Genomic DNA, 15,444 nt, shown 5'->3' with positions numbered 1-15,444 from the left:
TCGTTTGAACCGCCCCGGGTTTTGAGGAGGCTCCAACATCTGAGAGAATGGAGCCATGAACAAGACAAACAAGTTTTCACCTGAGGTCCGTGAGCGTGCGGTGCGGCTGGTGCAGGAGCACCGTGGGGAGTATCCATCGTTATGGTCGGCCGTTGAGTCGATAGCCCCGAAGATCGGCTGTGTGCCGCAGACGCTTCTGGAGTGGGTCAAGCGGGCGGAGATCGATGCCGGGGCGCGTCCGGGGATGACCACGGCAGAGATGCAACGCATCAAGGAGCTGGAGCGCGAGAACAAGGAGCTTCGCCGGGCCAATGAGATCCTCAAGACGGCCAGCGCTTTTTTCGCGCAGGCGGAGCTCGACCGCAAACTCAAATCGTAAACGCCTACATCGACCAGCACCGGGATACCTATGGGGTCGAGCCGATCTGCAAGGTCTTGCAGATTGCCCCATCGGCCTACCGGCGCCACGCCGCCCGGCAGCGCAACCCTGAACTGCGCAGCGCCCGAGCCAGGCGCGATGATGTGCTGATGCCGAAGATTGAACGTGTCTGGGCGGCCAACCTGCAGGTCTACGGCGCCGACAAGGTCTGGAAGCAGATGAACCGCGAAGGTATTCCCGTGGCACGCTGTACCGTTGAGCGGCTCATGCGCCGCCTGGGCCTGCAGGGCGCACGCCGAGGCAAGACCGTTCGCACTACCGTGCTGGACCGCTCGCTGCCGTGCCCGCTGGACCGGGTCAATCGGCAGTTCCAGGCCGATCGGCCCAACCAGCTGTGGGTGTCGGACTTCACCTATGTCTCGACCTGGCAGGGGTGGCTGTATGTGGCCTTCGTGATTGATGCCTTTGCCCGGCGTATCGTCGGCTGGCGGGTCAGCAGTACCATGGCCACGGACTTCGTGCTCGACGCGCTGGAGCAGGCCGTGTACGCCCGGCAGCCCGATTCAGATGATGGCCTGATCCATCACAGCGACAGGGGCTCGCAATACGTCTCAATCCGTTACACCGAGCGGCTGGCCGAGGCCGGTATCGAGCCTTCGGTGGGCAGCAAGGGCGACAGCTACGACAACGCCCTGGCGGAAACCATCAACGGGCTGTACAAGGCCGAGCTGATCCATCGTCGCGGACCGTGGAAGACGCGGGAATCCGTGGAGCTGGCGACCCTGGAATGGGTCTCGTGGTTTAACCACCACCGGCTGATGGAACCACTGGGTTATATCCCTCCGGCAGAAGCTGAGGCAAACTACTATAGGCAAGACCGCCGTCATGCTGCTATTGCAGCATGACTTAAATCAAACAGCCTCCGCGATTCCCGGGGCGGTTCATTACGCAGCGGGGTGAGGCTTGTGGCATCTAGCCACAAACGAGCATCGCGGAGTGATGTCCCTTGAAGCCTTTTGTTAGGCGAATATTTCTGATAAAACACTATGCACCTCTTCCTTTACATTGCTCTTAGAACAATGAGACAAAGAATAGCTACCCTGAAATGAAACTCCTTCAATTTCTCGAACTTCACTGCCCTTGGTAATATTGATCCTTACTAAGGGCTTAATTTCCGAAAATTTCTGTAACCCCTCTAGAAATGGGCCAGAAATATCCTCGTCACCTACTAACACGATACCGCCATGGCATAAACCGTATCGAAATCTATTTCTCGAATCCAGATTATGGACGTTAGCCTTAATTTGTCTGCTGAACAAATCCCTTTCTATTGTTTCATAGAACATGGAATGATCGATATTGCCTATATCAAACGATAGAACACTTATTCTAATACCGGTCCAGGATTTTCTCCCAGTAGCTTCAGGAGTCAAATTTTCCTCGCCATAAGCTCGCTTTATGAAATCAGACGCCAACTCGGTAATATTGGCCTTTTCATTATTCAAGAAACCGAGATTTACAAACCGGTTTATAGATATCCCCCTAATTGTGTCTGTTTGTTTCAATAAAATCTCTATCTGATGAGAGGTACCACCAACCGTCATTAGGTCATATTTACTCTGTATATATATTTCTTTTAAGTATTCCAAATCGCTAAGAGAAAGGTTTTTTGATGCTTCAATAAAAATTATCTTTATATTCTTGTGTGGAGGATCAATTATTAAGCTTCTCAGTAGCCGCGCATAAACCTCGGTCTTTTCATCCTCAATATCTTGTATACAACTACCCAATATTGCATGATAGTCTGACTCTTCAAATTCACCATTTAATAACGCTTCACATTCCTCTGGGCTACTTGTATGGGACATTAGAACATTGTGGAACTCGGATATTCTTTCATCGTTCCTATCCTGTATATACTTTCTTCCATGACCAAATAATACTTTCGCCCCATCGAAAAGAATCCCTCCTCCTGGAACTAAATTAGTCATACCTTCCTTTGCAAGTATTTCAGCAATAGAAAGTGTAGATTTTTTTGATCTAGAAATACTCTTACCGATAATGCTCATACATTTTTTCGCCTAACAGCTGGATAAACGAGACCCGCTGTCTCGTTATCCTTTTTTAGGTGAAACACTTTCTCAGCCTTCGATAATCCTGCAATAGACCGGAAATTATCGGAAGAAACGAAGACGCCTCAAACCCATACGAACCTTTCCACTCAGACTCACCTGTTTCAGTTGGATATCTATACAGAACGCTAGGAGTTGGACGCTTATTTTCTTTCAAAGCCTCTATTTCCTCTTCAGACATCCCCGGGTATTCAGTTTTAAATGGCATATCAAAATAATATCTTTCTTCTCGATATGTTTGGCAGTACTTTTCAAGCAGAGCGTCAATATTATGGTTCCCAATTTTAGCTTTTGAATCGAATTTGAATATTGCGCCTTTCATAAAAAGCTCAACCGAATGAGCTGATAGCATCAATACTACTGCGGCATTTGGCCAAGTAGCTTCGTCTTTATCAAATACCATTTTCTCTGCGAGAGCTTTTGCACCATTTCCGTATGATTCCGCGTATTCAAAGAATCTATCAGGAATGCTAAGTTTCAAAAGCTCTGAATCTACTACCAATGTGTAATTCACCATTCACCTAACGGTTGAGCTAACCAGGAGGCGCGTTGATCTAGCACCACTTTTGTGGACAGTTTATCACTGTACTGCTGAAGAGGCGCAAGATGGGAAAGACCATCAAGAAAAACTATGACCGCTACACTCTGGAATTCAAACTGCACGCCATAAAACTGTCCGATCATCCAAATATCACCGCGCTGGATGTGGCGGAGACGCTAGGTATCCACCCTGTCATGTTGTATCGTTGGCGAATGGAAAAGAAAAATGGAACCTTGCGTGAAAACAAACAGATGAAGAAGAAAGCCAAGCCATCCCGGAAAGCAAAACCACAGCCTGATCCCATGGTCGAGAGGCAGGCCGAATTACTAAAAGCTAATAAACGAATTAAGGATCTCGAGAAGACTCTGGCAGCAAAGCAAGAGGAGCTCGATATCCTAAAAAAAGCCAAGCGGTTCTTTTCGAAAGCAAGACGGTAAGATTTGAATTTATCGAGAAGAACCGCTGTTTTCATAAAGTGTCGACATTATGTGATTTATTGGGTGTCTCCACGAGTGGTTTTTATGCCTGGCGTGTACGCCCGATAAGTCAGCGACGCCAATATGATATTCAGTTAATGAAACTTATTCGTGAGTTGCATCAAGGGCATCGTCGAGCCTATGGGGCCGCCAGAATGCATTGGGAATTACGTAATCGAGGCTATGGCTGCAGCCGCAGGCGCATCAACCGCCTTATGCGCGAGCTTGGCATTAAGGCCTCAACGACAGGGTTGTATGCGTGGAGACCAGGGCAGCATGAGTTTTATTCGTCAACGGGAAACCAGCTCAAGGAACTGCAGGAGCCGGGAAAAGTGGGTGAGCAGTGGGTCAGTGACTTCACCTATATACGCACCCGGAATGGATGGATCTATCATGCTGTCGTGTTGGATCTGTTCAGCCGAAAAGTAGTTGGCTGGTCGTTCAGTAAAAAACGAAACACTGAATTGACGAAGAGCGCATTAAGAATGGCCTTGGTACGAAGCAAACCAGACACCGACTGTATATTCCATTCTGACCAAGGCATTGAGTATGCCGCTCATGAGTTCCGGGACATGGTTCTAGGTGCAGGATTTGTGCGTAGCATGAGCAGAAAAGGAAACCCGCTGGATAATGCCACTATGGAATCCTATTTCCATACAATGAAAGCCGAGCTTGTTCATCAGAAAATGTTTGAAAATGAAATTGAAGCCGTGGCTCATATTGTGGAGTACATTGAATTCTACAACCGGGAGCGATTGCATTCCTCATTGGGCTATCAATCGCCAGATATGTATGAAAAACTATTGGCTTAAGGCGTCCACAAAAGTGGTGCTAGATCACGTTGTTTGCGCCGATCTGGTTGAGCGATTTGTTATATTTAAAACCTAGCAGAGCCCCAGAGATGCAAAACATCATGTAAACAACCAACTCAAACGTTGAAACAAGCATGAAAATTGAAACAAGGCTTATACCGCTTAAAAGCATAACTTGTTTTATTGTTGTGCCTTTTAATATGAATTTATAGCTTACGAACATAGCGGCCAAGAAAATAAAAGCGAACAAGGCCTTGAATGTCACTAAGTAGCTTACTTGTGACTGCTCTATGGGCGAATTTAAAAACTTGGTTTCTTTATTTTTAAGCTCTTTATATTCATTTTGCGTGAGCGCTTCCTTACTGGCTTGTTCTTCGTAATATGACTGGTACTCTAATTGCTCCTGAGAAGGTGTTGGATTTGTAATTATGCCTTCAAGAAAGCCAATGCCAACAAATATGGCAGCTATTATGATGTATTTAAGTATCGGTTCAGTTTTCTTTTTTAAATATAACAGCTGGATAAACGAGACCCGCTGTCTCGTTATCCTTTTTTAGGCGCTTGCCCTTTGACCTGGCTTGGGAGAGTGCGGCGAGGTGCCGCACATGAATAAAACTGAAATTGAGTTGTTCCTATTGCCGACACACTGGCCGCCCCCGCTGCCTATCATGTTTTTATTAATGCCTTTAGCTTGGCTTGGCGCTTTCTTGCCGAAGCGGAAGAGCACGGCTTTTCGAGCTTTCGGTTGCCCACCTGGCCTTTGTGTATTTGCCAGGCCAAAGCAATGCCTTAATCTACCGACCTCGAACGAAGCGCGCCAAGCCACACCGGCTCAACTATTAAACTTTACCCCGTCATGGCAATTGCCACAACTGACTTTCCGACGCCCATGGCTCACATTATTACTTAGAATTTGTGAACGAAGATTTTCTTCGATTGCCAGCCAATGTCGAATATCCGCTTATCGCTCAATTGTGGTTTCATCTGGCGCCTAACAGCTGGATAAACGAGACCCGCTGTCTCGTTATCCTTTTTTATAGCGCAGGGTTGGTAAGCTCATAAATCACTGTAGCAATGTAGGAGCCTATTGCGCCTAAAAATACTGCTGAAACTGCAGATATGAATAATGACCAAATAGGATGTTTTTTTACGAAGGAAACGATTCGATAAAATAGTGGTTTCTTTATTCGAATTATTTCTTTTTGTGCTTTGTCGATTGTTTCGTTAGCAACTTTTTCCTTTCTTAATCTTTCGATGCAATCAGAACAAATAATAGGCTCATGTAAGGAATATACAATGTCAGTCTTAATCCCATTCATATCGAAAAGACAGCCACGAGTTTCATCATGGGCAAAATTCGTGGGTACATCGTTTAAGGGGATTTGGTCGCCACTTCTTTTATACAGAAATGTGTACGCATACAGTAGCCTAAACACCGCATTTTCCAGAGGAATATTAAAATGATCCAATATTTCCTTTATTTCATGAAATGTAAAAACTACTCGATTTTTACTAAGCCTCCGAGAATACCAATTAAGTTCTATAGGTACATTGACAATGGCAATAAGAAAATCACCGTTGAACTGCTCTGGTAAAAGTTGTTCAAGCCTTTCGTCACTGAACTCCCATCCATACCCGTCCGAATCTTCTGTAAGGGAATAATTTTCGATATCACCTGCAATAGAGAATATTTCCGAACGCCAGAGACCGATCTTTCTTTTATCGAACTCACTGGGCATGTGGCCTATAGTAGCGACAGATATATTCGTTTTACTCATACCTTCCTCAATGCGCTATAACGCCCGGCTAAACGGCGCGAACGGAGTGAGCGTCCGGCGTAGCGAAGCGGAGCGAATTTGAGCCGATTGTTATGTGTTTTAGTTGAGCCATGTGATTTCACCAGTAACTTTTGATTCAGCTACCTTAATTGCTTCACTTAAACTTCTCTCTCCTCCTGAATCAACCCAGGTCGAATGTTCGCGCTCACCCGCACGTTGAAATCGTACATAGTAGATGTAACCGTCATCCCCTAGCGGTATGGGTTGTTCTCCCTCTTCCAACCCATCTTCTTCTTTCACCATTTCGTACCACCAGTCAAAGTCTAAGGCGATAATGTCAACGGGATTAACGGCCGTTCCATCGTAGAGCCAAGTTCCTTTCTTGACGATATTTATGCTCATCTTCTTTTACACATAACAGCTGGATAAACGAGACCCGCTGTCTCGTTATCCTTTTGTAGTTATTTCGGTTTTAGAGTCTATATTCTAACGTAAATCAGCGGGTTAGTGATTTTCTATCACGTTCATCTTTACAAACAACTCGTGGCACGTAGAACATGTCTAATTTTGGAGGTAACCTTATGGGGTCAGGATACAACATCGGCAAAACCTAAGTTACTCGATCAGGTAAGAATTGCCTGTCGTCGATTGCATTACAGCCCTCGTACGGAAAAATCGTACGTATTCTGGATTCGTCGCCTGATTCTGTTTCATAACAAACGGCACCCTAAAGACATGAGCCAACGCGATATTGAGACCTATCTCAACCATTTGGCGACTAAAAAGCATGTTTCGGGGAGCACACAATCTGCCGCTTTAAATGCCATTGCCTTTCTCTATCGGGAAGTGTTGGATCAGGATTTACCTGGCTTGGATAAACTAAGGCGGGTTAAGCGCAAACAGAATATCCCTGTTGTTATGTCGATTGATGAGGTCAGCGCTACATTTGAACGAATGAAGGGAACGCCGCGATTGATGGCGGAGTTGATCTACGGGACCGGCATGCGCATCAGTGAGTGTGTGACACTGCGCATCAAGGATATCGATTTTGACAACCGTGCTGTCACGGTGCGGGCCGGAAAGGGTAATAAGGACCGCGTGACGCTGTTACCGGAACGTTTGATTCCTGCATTGCGGAATCATCTGCTTAAGGTGGCACAGCTGCATAAATCCGATCTTTTAAACGGCAATGGCTATGTCCCCATGCCCAATGCGCTCTATCAGAAATATCCCTCAGCCTCATGCTCGCTGGGTTGGCAGTTTGTATTCCCCTCAACGATGATAAGACCGTGGCGAGATACTGGAAAATTCGCGCGTTGGCACTGCTCTCCATCGACCTTACGGCGCGCGTTCAGAGAGGCAGTCACTCAGGCCAAGATTCACAAACACGTCGGCATCCACACTCTACGCCATAGTTTTGCTAGCCATCTCTTAGAGGCGGGGACGGATATACGTACGATTCAGAGTTTGCTTGGCCATCGCAATTTGGAGACGACCATGATTTACACACATATTAAACCAGACTACAGCAAGGTGAGCAGCCCGCTTGACCGCATGCCAAGATGAGGAAATATTACAGACATTGGCACCACCAAACAGATGGTGCCAATGTCCGCTTTCAGAAATCCGCAAGCTACAAACGATATGGAAGACTCCGCACCGCAATGGTACGGTAGCCCATATTCAATCTCTTTTTGGCACATGCAGTCTTTTCGGACACAGAAGTGTAATATTATTAATTTCTACTCATGCATTCATTCTGAAAGACGGCATCGGTAGACCTGGCACTGACAGGATCAAGGCTGAATGTACGGCTGCGGGTCGAGCTCTTCCATCGCAACCGGTATCCTAATGATAAGCACCCAATTAGAGCTGTCACTGTCTTTTTTGCCTCTTACATGACTATCTAGCGATGGTATGCGTGATTGACCCGCTTTCCCCGGACAGTGCCAACCTCGGCATACTCGCCAGCATATTGAAGCTATTTCCATGGATCACGCTGATAGCAAGCGAACCATCGAGCTCCCAAGATACCGATTTATCGTACGTTTTATAGTTATAGCTCGCGAACGACTCCAGATCTGCCACCCCTACGTCAGAATATTGGGGCAGGATCGGCGTATCGACGTATTTCACAACATTCACGCGTTCGCCTGCCATGACTTTATACCAACCACTGACCGCAGTGCGCGCATTACCCGCCTCGTCAAATACCTGGATATCGGCCGTATCAAAAGACGCGGACTCTGTGAATTCGGAAATTACGTTTTTCGGATACCCGGGCTCTGATTCATACCAAGACCGCGATCGGTGATACCATTTATTTGCAATTATTTCGTGCTCCTCACCAGCAACCCATTCGGTATTTTCTGCGGGAGATAGGTTTTCAGACTCGATTTCCTGGTAGTCACCATAGGTTAGGGTAGACGTTTGTCCCCACTCATCCCCGGGATCACATGTGACCATAAAAAGTCCTTGTTGGTTCGGATGTGGCGAGGCATGGACGATAGTGTGATGATACTGTTCGCACGCAATGGCAGGATCCCCCCCATAGACAAACTCGAGTCTATCGTACGGCACCACTTTGCTATCAAATGCCGTGACGATCCGAGCATTGTGCTTACGGATGGCTTTCTCGACAGTACTTTCAACATAATGAAGGCTGTTATCAGTGATCTGTATGAATTGGTCAAAAGGGGAATTATTCTGGTACTGGTAGTCCACCAGTCTCACTCCGCTTTGGCCGTACAGGCTCCCACGCTGGGCAAATGATGTCTCAGTCAAATCGGGCCATTGCTCTGAAACGGTGACTGAGTCATCGGATGCGGCCGGGTATACCTCAGCTCGAAAGTTGAAACTTTCCAGTCTAAAATTACCCGCGTCGTCGGATACTTTCAACTCAATTAAATGTGTTTCTTGTGGTGTAGTAATGTGCCAGTCTTCAGAAAGCGTTTCCTCCGCGAGCGCAACCATGTAGTGGCTATTCCCTGGATATAGTGTTCTCTGGGCTGGTCTCCAATCTGTCAACAGATTTCCACCTCGTGAATATCTGACTTCGAGATAAATATCATTGGGCTCTGTTGCCACTCCCTTTACGACTGGATCGGCCACTTGATATTCAATATTTGGTATCCCATTTTCAAACATCACTGCTGTATTGAGGGATAGCCCATTTAGCTTGACCTTATCCGTACTTATATACAAAGGGTAGATCTCATCTGACGCAAACTTTAGAGACTCTATGAAGGTCTCTCCTCCACCAAGACTGTAAGTGGCATTACTATAAATGACAGTCGCCGCCGGCGGAGTTTGGTCGAGATCAACCACAGATTCAATCTCTGTCTTATTCCCGAGTTCATCCATCGTTTCTATGGGAATCACATTACTCCCTGGCGCTAGCTCGACTGTTGCACTCCAAGTACCGTCGCTGTTAATTACCGCTTGATTATCTTGCACACTAAGATAATCAAGCGCGACACCGAACCCCTCCCAGGTGCCTGCCAATTCATAGTCGGTTTGGTTGGTGATTTTCGGGACGGTAACATTTATCACTGGGCCAGTGCTGTTGAAATTGACCAGCAGTTTCTGATAGGCCTCGTTTCCCATAAAATCGCGCGCTCTTACGCCGATGTAGTGTTCCCCGTCGCCATACTGATCGGTGATGATTGGCACGGAGGGCGCACTTGGATCAGAAGCAAGACCAATGACTTCACCATCTATATCGAATGTTACTTCTGCGACACCCACAAAGTCGGAGACTTTAACCTCATAATTGATCGCGCCCGAATACCATTGCCCTTCAGGGTCAATTTGGGAGATGCGAGGCGCGTCCTTATCAATCGGTTGCGGTGGCACGTCAGTGAACATACGATGCCCGCTATTCGCGATCGCCTGGGCATCCGACAGCAAGTCTGTTAAGACGAGACCGGTCTTATTGATATTCGTGTCAGATACCACCGTCAGCATGTGGTTGGCGAATTCTGAACGGTATACGTTCGGGCCCAGGGGAACTGCGCCGTAAGACAGACCCGCAATGCTTTGGTTTTGATCATCTCCGGTTACCTTCTTGCCATCCAGAAGCCCGTCGCTACTGATATCGTCATACATGATGCTCGCAAGGCGAATCGATGTATAGATGGTATGAGGAGACTGAAGATTTTCCTCGCCAGCGTGTTTAGTCCAAGAGGAAATCGCAGCGGTAAACAGGCCGTAGCGCATGCCATCATCCAAGGAATAGCCATAATTTATAGGATTGGTGACATCTCGCGGCACCGTGTCGAGAATATCGAAGCCAACATAAGAGCTAATGGCCGTTGATGATTCGACAATTGCATTATTGAGATTGACTCCCTGGCCGACTTTGTAGACGACAAAACCGGCTGCGAGGTTGGTAAGCGGCGTCACCATTACACTGAGCGGTTCACCGCTCTCATAAAACGTAATCGCTCGCAGCACGTCACCAGTAGCCAAGGTAATGACTTTTCCGCTGGCCTCTTCGATATACGTCCCTCCCGTCACCTCAATTAATACCGGGAGAGATGCGGATCGAAGACTCAACTCATAATAGCCGTTCTCGTCTGTCGTCGTTGAGCCAAGAAACTCGCCCTTGGTTGCATCACTATTGAGACCATACACCTTGATAGTGCCATTTCGAATAATGGCGTCTACCGAATAGCCACTGACGGTACTTGTGGATCGCTCTGGCGGCAGGCCGCCCTCTCCCCCTGACTGACAGCCGGAAACAGCCAGGCCCATCACTGCGACGAGCGCAAACATCCATTTCATACTACCCTACTCCTTATTTATTTTTCATTATCTATAAAGCGCGGAAATCCCAATCTTCAAGAATGTTGAATCGGAGGCGACCGGCTGGCCCAGTTTGGCGACGAGGCCGATGTCCCAGGAACGGGAAAAGGCCCAGTAATTGGCGGCATTTAAGACGAGATTCATACCGGATTCACTGCGATCGGGGAATCGATAGGTGAGGTATCCGCCCGTATCGACACTGTGGCGGTCGCGATAACGGAGGTCGATATAGTCGACCCCGACACCAAGCCAGGGCTTAATATCGGGCGTCAGCCGAAACCGGTGTTGGAGTGATAGACCTACGCCTTGGTATTGAACCTTCTGACCGATCTGGTTGATCCCTGCGTCCAGGATCACGGAATCCGCAAAGGCCTCGACCTGATATCTGATATCGCGCTTGAGAGAATCGGCGTAAAACCCATTAAACGGCGCCAAGTAGCTTGTGCTACTAGTCGTACCATCCGGGTCATCTACCGAAAGAGATGCGCCATAGGCGGTGTAACCAAACTCCCCTGCCTGCGCTACCCCGACGCAGGCAAGCACTGCAAAACATCCTACCAACTTCATTTTTTCCCCAACGAGCTACTGCATTGTCAATATAAAGAAATCATCAAATGAGTTCAAACCACTGAATCCCGCTACGGCGCGGGTCATTCAGAATGCCTCTGTGATAAACAGACGCGCCTCCCGGCTGGAGACATAGATCACGTATTCGTCTTGAAGCTGCTCCGCAACGGCACCTTCACCTTCACTAATCACCACATCCGCGGCGGTGACCGCGCCGGCGCCAACGGGCCCTTCTTGCGCGACCATACCAAGAGCGGTACGGGTTGCCGCCAACAGCCCTGATTGCACACTGCCCTTCACCAGCGCCTTTTTCTTCACGATGCCGTCCAGGCCAGAGACTTTCTGCATGTCGTAGACCTGGCCTCGAATGGCGAATTCTTCGCCGTATGATGTCACGCCGCGTGTCACCATCAATTCCAACCGCTGCGTGGCGCCATTGAAGATCTTCTCGGCAAACAGTTCGGTGCCCGCCTCCAGTGTCCGGTAGCGCCCAGCCACTGGCTGGTCAACCCGAAACGCCACCATGCCCGGCTCCGCGCTGCTGATATTGCGCAGCATCTCCACGTCGATCCAGGTCCCGATGCGGATGCCATACTCCAGCTCATCCACAATGACGGCATCGGTATAGACCGTTTCATCGGTAGCCCGCGTGCGGGGTGGTGGCACATACTCAAACGGGTTTACCTTGGCACTTGCCGGCTCAGGCGCCGCTTCGGCGGCGCTCTCTGGTGAACTGACAGTGCGTTCGGTTTCCCGCCTGGATCGTATCGCCTTCGGCTTGGAATACTTCGTCACCCGAGGTGATTCCTGTGTCTGGATAACAACGGCGTCGGGCACGGGGGGAGTCGCTATCTCCTTTGAAACTTTGCTCGGCGGGGCCGTCCCATCCTCGCGCTGTACCTGGGGCAACAGCTGGCTGAGGTCACCGCCCTGGATGCGAGCGCGCTTTTCCCGGTGCACCCGGTCGGCATCGCCAGCCAGCTGGCGCAGCTCGTCCACCGTCAGCAAACGTTCGGCGCTGGCGGGCGCCATAGCTGCGAGCAGCAAACTGCCCAGCATCACTAGCCTCACCATGTCAGCTCCACCTGCCCCTGGTCAGTCAACACAACCAGCTTGATGACCTCGTAGGCCATCAGCTTGGACTGCTCCGCTGCCACCACGCCCTGGACGCGTTCGCCAGCCTCCACACGGCGCCGCACCTGTAGGCTGGTGGGCAGCAGGTGCGCCGGTGAGTCGCTGTCAGCCTGGACGAACAGACGCGCATCCAGGATCTTCACGTCGCCCAAGGTGTCGGCCTCGAGCTCGAAGGGCACGATGGAGAACTGGTCATAGCCCAACACCGAATCCACCGACAACACCAGCCGGTCACCGTTGGCCAAGACCATACGCGAATATTCCTTCACCCGGTCTTCTTCGGCGTCCTGCAGGGCGAGATAGGCCACTTTCGCCAGGGCGCGCTGGTCGATGTCCTGCTCCAGGGCCTCAAGCTTGCGCTGGTACTCGCTCTCCAGGGCCTGGAGGCGGCGCTGCACCGCTGCGTCGATCAGGTCCTGCCGGTCTTCCTCGGACGGCTCGAAAACAATATCCGTATAGTGCTCGCGCCAGTCTTTCACAGTGCGCAACCGGGCAGTGATGTTGTAGCCCGCCACGGAAATGAACAGGTCGCCAAGATAGCCGCTCATATCTCCGCCGTCCCGGCTCGGAGGCGCGGTCAGGACCAGGACGTTGCGGCCTTCCTTGCGATCGGACTTGAACACGCCATTGGTCAAGGTCATGGTAAAGGGCGCCTCGCCCTGCCGCGGCTGCTCATCCAGCACGAAGGGAAACACCAGGCGCGTGCCCAGGTCCGGGACGATATCGATGGTCAGGGTGGTGAATTCCTGCAGCGCAACGCGCTTGACGCGGGGCGCATTATCCGCCTCTCCCGCGCCGGCTAGCAAGGGTGCGAACAACAGTGAAGCAACAATCCAGCGCCACATATCAGTTGTCCTCAATCCCAATCACCTTGAAGCCCACCGTGGCCAGGGTGGAGCGCGGCACGGCGAGCAGGGTCAGGGTGATGTCAAAGGGTTGTTCGACGATGCTTTTGCCCGACTGGGCCACCACATTGCCGTGGTAGCGTACCGAGGCCTCCAGCTCGCGCCTCCATTCGATACTTGGATTAGCGGTAAATTCCAGATGGGAGCGGGTGTTGGCCTCGCCGATCCGAACCAGGTAGTTCGTCTCCAATACTTCGGCCAGTTTCTGTTCGCGCAGCTCCACCGCCATCATGTTCAGGGCCCGCGTATAGTCTTCCATGATGAAGGACGAGTTGGCACTCAGGTAGTCGCGCAGGAAGCGCTGCCCGCCGGCCATGATCTCATCGTCCGTGCGCGAGCTGCCACTGAGATACTCGAAGTGGCCCAATACCTGCCCTTCCTCATTGACGGCCAGCACAGGCGTGCCGAACACCTTGTCGAGAAAGACATAGGCCACCAGCACGAACAACAGTACGCCGGCCAGCATCCACCCCAACAAGGCATAACGCTGTAAGCGTATGACCAGACCACCTGTGGGACCGTGCATATTAAGCAGCTCCTTTTCGCTTAGCTGCGTTGGCTGTTCCATGGCTAACTACCCTTTTTCTTGAGATTTTGGTGAATAAAATGGCCCCGGCGCGCCGCCTCGCTGCTGCGGGTGCGCGCAGGTGTGGCATCGCCTTGCTTGGCGTCCTGGGCCGGGGCTTCGTATGATGCCCCGGCCGCACTTCCCTTTACATCCACCCCACCGCCTGTGGTGGCGGCCGTAGCCTGCTGGACAACAGCCGCAGTGGCCGCCTTCTTGGCGCTGGCGCCATTATTCGCCTTTGACGCGTCCGGATTTGCACCGCTGGCGCTAGGTGTTTGGGTACGAAGCGACTCGGACAGGCGGCCGTGGTTAGTCATGCGACTGGCGGCCGCGGCCGATGCGGGCCGGGCCGCCGGCCCCATACCTGTCATGGTGCGAGCGGCGCCTTCAATCTTGGCGGAGGCCGCTTGGGCCAAATCACTGCTCCCTACCGCCGCCACACTATCCCGGGCGCCACCTGTCATACGTTGCCGGGTGACCTTCAAGGTCGTGGCCGAGGCCGCCATGGCCGCGCCCGCAAAGGGCATGACCAGGCTGCTCATGGCGCTGTTGTTGGCGGCCATGAGTCCGGCAATCAAGGGCGCGGCGATGATGATCGCGGCGATCAGGAAGTTCAGTACCGTGTAGAGCAGATACACACCGGCCTTTTCCACCATGAAGCTGCTGGCATCGCCGCTGATCAGATTCTGCGCCGCCCCACTGAGCACTGGCGAAAAGAACCAGATCAGAATTGCCTCGATAATCGGCCACAGCAGCACCCCTGCGGCGAAGATGCCCCAACCGCGCAGCATCTTGAACTTGCTGGTCATGGACAATGGAATCACCACCAGGCCCCAGACGAACACCAGGCCATAGCCCACCGCCAGGGCCAGGCGCATTACCACCAACAGGAAGACCACTACGATGAGTGACAGGTAATAGACGAAATAGGCGATCCCGGTCGTTGGCGCGGTGACCAGGCTCAAGGCCGAACTGCCCAGGCCCTGATCGGCCTTGTCCATCTGATTGATTTGCTCGATGAAGGTCTGCATCTGAGTGAAGACCACTTCGAACGAGCCTTTCTCGTTCAACAGGCCGTAGAAGTTGTTGAAGGCGTAACTGATCATGGCGCCAATGGCCATGTAAGCCGAGAGCAGGAAGCCGTACCAGAGAAAATCGCGCACCGCCGCGGCATAGCGCGATTGCCCGGCAAAGCTGTCCAATTGAGTCTCGGTCAGGCGCACCCACATGGCGATTACCACCAACACCGGCGTGATGTGGGTCAGCATCCATAGGGCCAGGGATTCCACATTGGCGTAGATGGGTGCGGCGCTAAACAGCTCAATTAGGGATACAACAAAGTCCAC

At 50.9% G+C, this 15,444-nt stretch carries 16 protein-coding genes and 1 other annotated feature; of the genes, 5 read left to right on the top strand and 11 right to left on the bottom strand.

From position 1 onward, the window contains the following. The first annotated feature begins 55 nt into the window (after positions 1-55). Together Tel_17130 and Tel_17125 are read left to right on the top strand one after the other, a co-directional pair. On the top strand, positions 56-379 hold the full coding sequence (locus tag Tel_17130) for a transposase (protein ALP54978.1): 324 nt from the start codon (positions 56-58) through the stop codon (positions 377-379). Beyond that, positions 334-450 (top strand) — a sequence feature (AL1L pseudoknot). Its footprint overlaps the gene before it by 46 nt. Then, positions 373-1,284 carry a transposase gene (locus tag Tel_17125; protein ALP54977.1) on the top strand — a complete coding sequence of 304 codons (912 nt, stop codon included), beginning with the start codon at positions 373-375 and terminating at the stop codon, positions 1,282-1,284. Its footprint overlaps the feature before it by 78 nt. The genes Tel_17130 and Tel_17125 overlap by 7 nt, the downstream gene beginning before the upstream one ends. 114 nt (positions 1,285-1,398) lie before the next feature. On the opposite strand, the gene Tel_17120 is transcribed toward Tel_17125, so the two are convergent. Further along, positions 1,399-2,370 (bottom strand): hypothetical protein, encoded by a 972-nt coding sequence (locus Tel_17120; GenBank protein ALP54976.1) that lies wholly within the window; start codon positions 2,368-2,370, stop codon positions 1,399-1,401. A gap of 133 nt (positions 2,371-2,503) precedes the next feature. Next, on the bottom strand, positions 2,504-3,028 hold the full coding sequence (locus Tel_17115) for a hypothetical protein (GenBank protein ID ALP54975.1): 525 nt from the start codon (positions 3,026-3,028) through the stop codon (positions 2,504-2,506). A gap of 89 nt (positions 3,029-3,117) precedes the next feature. Here Tel_17115 and Tel_17110 point away from each other — a divergent pair, with 89 nt between their 5' ends. Then, positions 3,118-3,489 (top strand): hypothetical protein, encoded by a 372-nt coding sequence (locus tag Tel_17110; protein ID ALP54974.1) that lies wholly within the window; start codon positions 3,118-3,120, stop codon positions 3,487-3,489. Positions 3,490-3,527: 38 nt separating this feature from the next. Beyond that, a complete protein-coding gene (locus Tel_17105; GenBank protein ID ALP54973.1) occupies positions 3,528-4,340 on the top strand; it encodes a transposase in 813 nt (270 codons plus the stop codon). A gap of 19 nt (positions 4,341-4,359) precedes the next feature. Here the strand turns inward: Tel_17105 and Tel_17100 are convergent, their stop codons facing one another. The 3 genes from Tel_17100 to Tel_17090 all read right to left on the bottom strand — a co-directional run bounded on the left by Tel_17100 (position 4,360) and on the right by Tel_17090 (position 6,520). Continuing rightward, positions 4,360-4,605: a hypothetical protein gene (locus tag Tel_17100; protein ALP54972.1), complete on the bottom strand. Its 246-nt coding sequence runs from the start codon at positions 4,603-4,605 to the stop codon at positions 4,360-4,362. 769 nt (positions 4,606-5,374) lie between these two features. After that, a complete protein-coding gene (locus tag Tel_17095) occupies positions 5,375-6,118 on the bottom strand; it encodes a hypothetical protein (protein ID ALP54971.1) in 744 nt (247 codons plus the stop codon). A gap of 99 nt (positions 6,119-6,217) precedes the next feature. Then, entirely contained in the window at positions 6,218-6,520 is a 303-nt protein-coding gene (locus Tel_17090) for a hypothetical protein (GenBank protein ALP54970.1), read from the bottom strand. A 165-nt stretch (positions 6,521-6,685) separates the two neighbouring features. On the opposite strand from Tel_17090, the gene Tel_17085 reads away from it, so the two are divergent. Beyond that, positions 6,686-7,684, top strand: coding sequence for an integrase (locus tag Tel_17085; GenBank protein ID ALP54998.1), 999 nt, complete (start codon positions 6,686-6,688; stop codon positions 7,682-7,684). A gap of 336 nt (positions 7,685-8,020) precedes the next feature. Here Tel_17085 and Tel_17080 read toward each other — a convergent pair whose 3' ends face one another. The 6 genes from Tel_17080 to Tel_17055 form a co-directional block, all read right to left on the bottom strand. Then, positions 8,021-10,903, bottom strand: coding sequence for a hypothetical protein (locus Tel_17080; GenBank protein ALP54969.1), 2,883 nt, complete (start codon positions 10,901-10,903; stop codon positions 8,021-8,023). A 27-nt stretch (positions 10,904-10,930) separates the two neighbouring features. Next, positions 10,931-11,491, bottom strand: coding sequence for a hypothetical protein (locus Tel_17075; protein ALP54968.1), 561 nt, complete (start codon positions 11,489-11,491; stop codon positions 10,931-10,933). Between the two features lie 87 nt (positions 11,492-11,578). Further along, positions 11,579-12,550, bottom strand: coding sequence for a hypothetical protein (locus Tel_17070; GenBank protein ALP54967.1), 972 nt, complete (start codon positions 12,548-12,550; stop codon positions 11,579-11,581). A gap of 8 nt (positions 12,551-12,558) precedes the next feature. Continuing rightward, positions 12,559-13,470: a hypothetical protein gene (locus Tel_17065; GenBank protein ID ALP54966.1), complete on the bottom strand. Its 912-nt coding sequence runs from the start codon at positions 13,468-13,470 to the stop codon at positions 12,559-12,561. A 1-nt stretch (position 13,471) separates the two neighbouring features. Further along, entirely contained in the window at positions 13,472-14,098 is a 627-nt protein-coding gene (locus Tel_17060) for a hypothetical protein (protein ID ALP54965.1), read from the bottom strand. Positions 14,099-14,100: 2 nt separating this feature from the next. After that, positions 14,101-15,444, bottom strand: coding sequence for a hypothetical protein (locus tag Tel_17055; GenBank protein ALP54964.1), 1,344 nt, complete (start codon positions 15,442-15,444; stop codon positions 14,101-14,103).

Origin of the sequence: Candidatus Tenderia electrophaga, from assembly GCA_001447805.1 — a bacterium.
GTDB lineage: Bacteria > Pseudomonadota > Gammaproteobacteria > Tenderiales > Tenderiaceae > Tenderia > Tenderia electrophaga.
The sequence above is the reverse complement of the archived record's forward strand: the minus strand, read 5'-3'. Positions and strand labels throughout refer to the sequence as shown.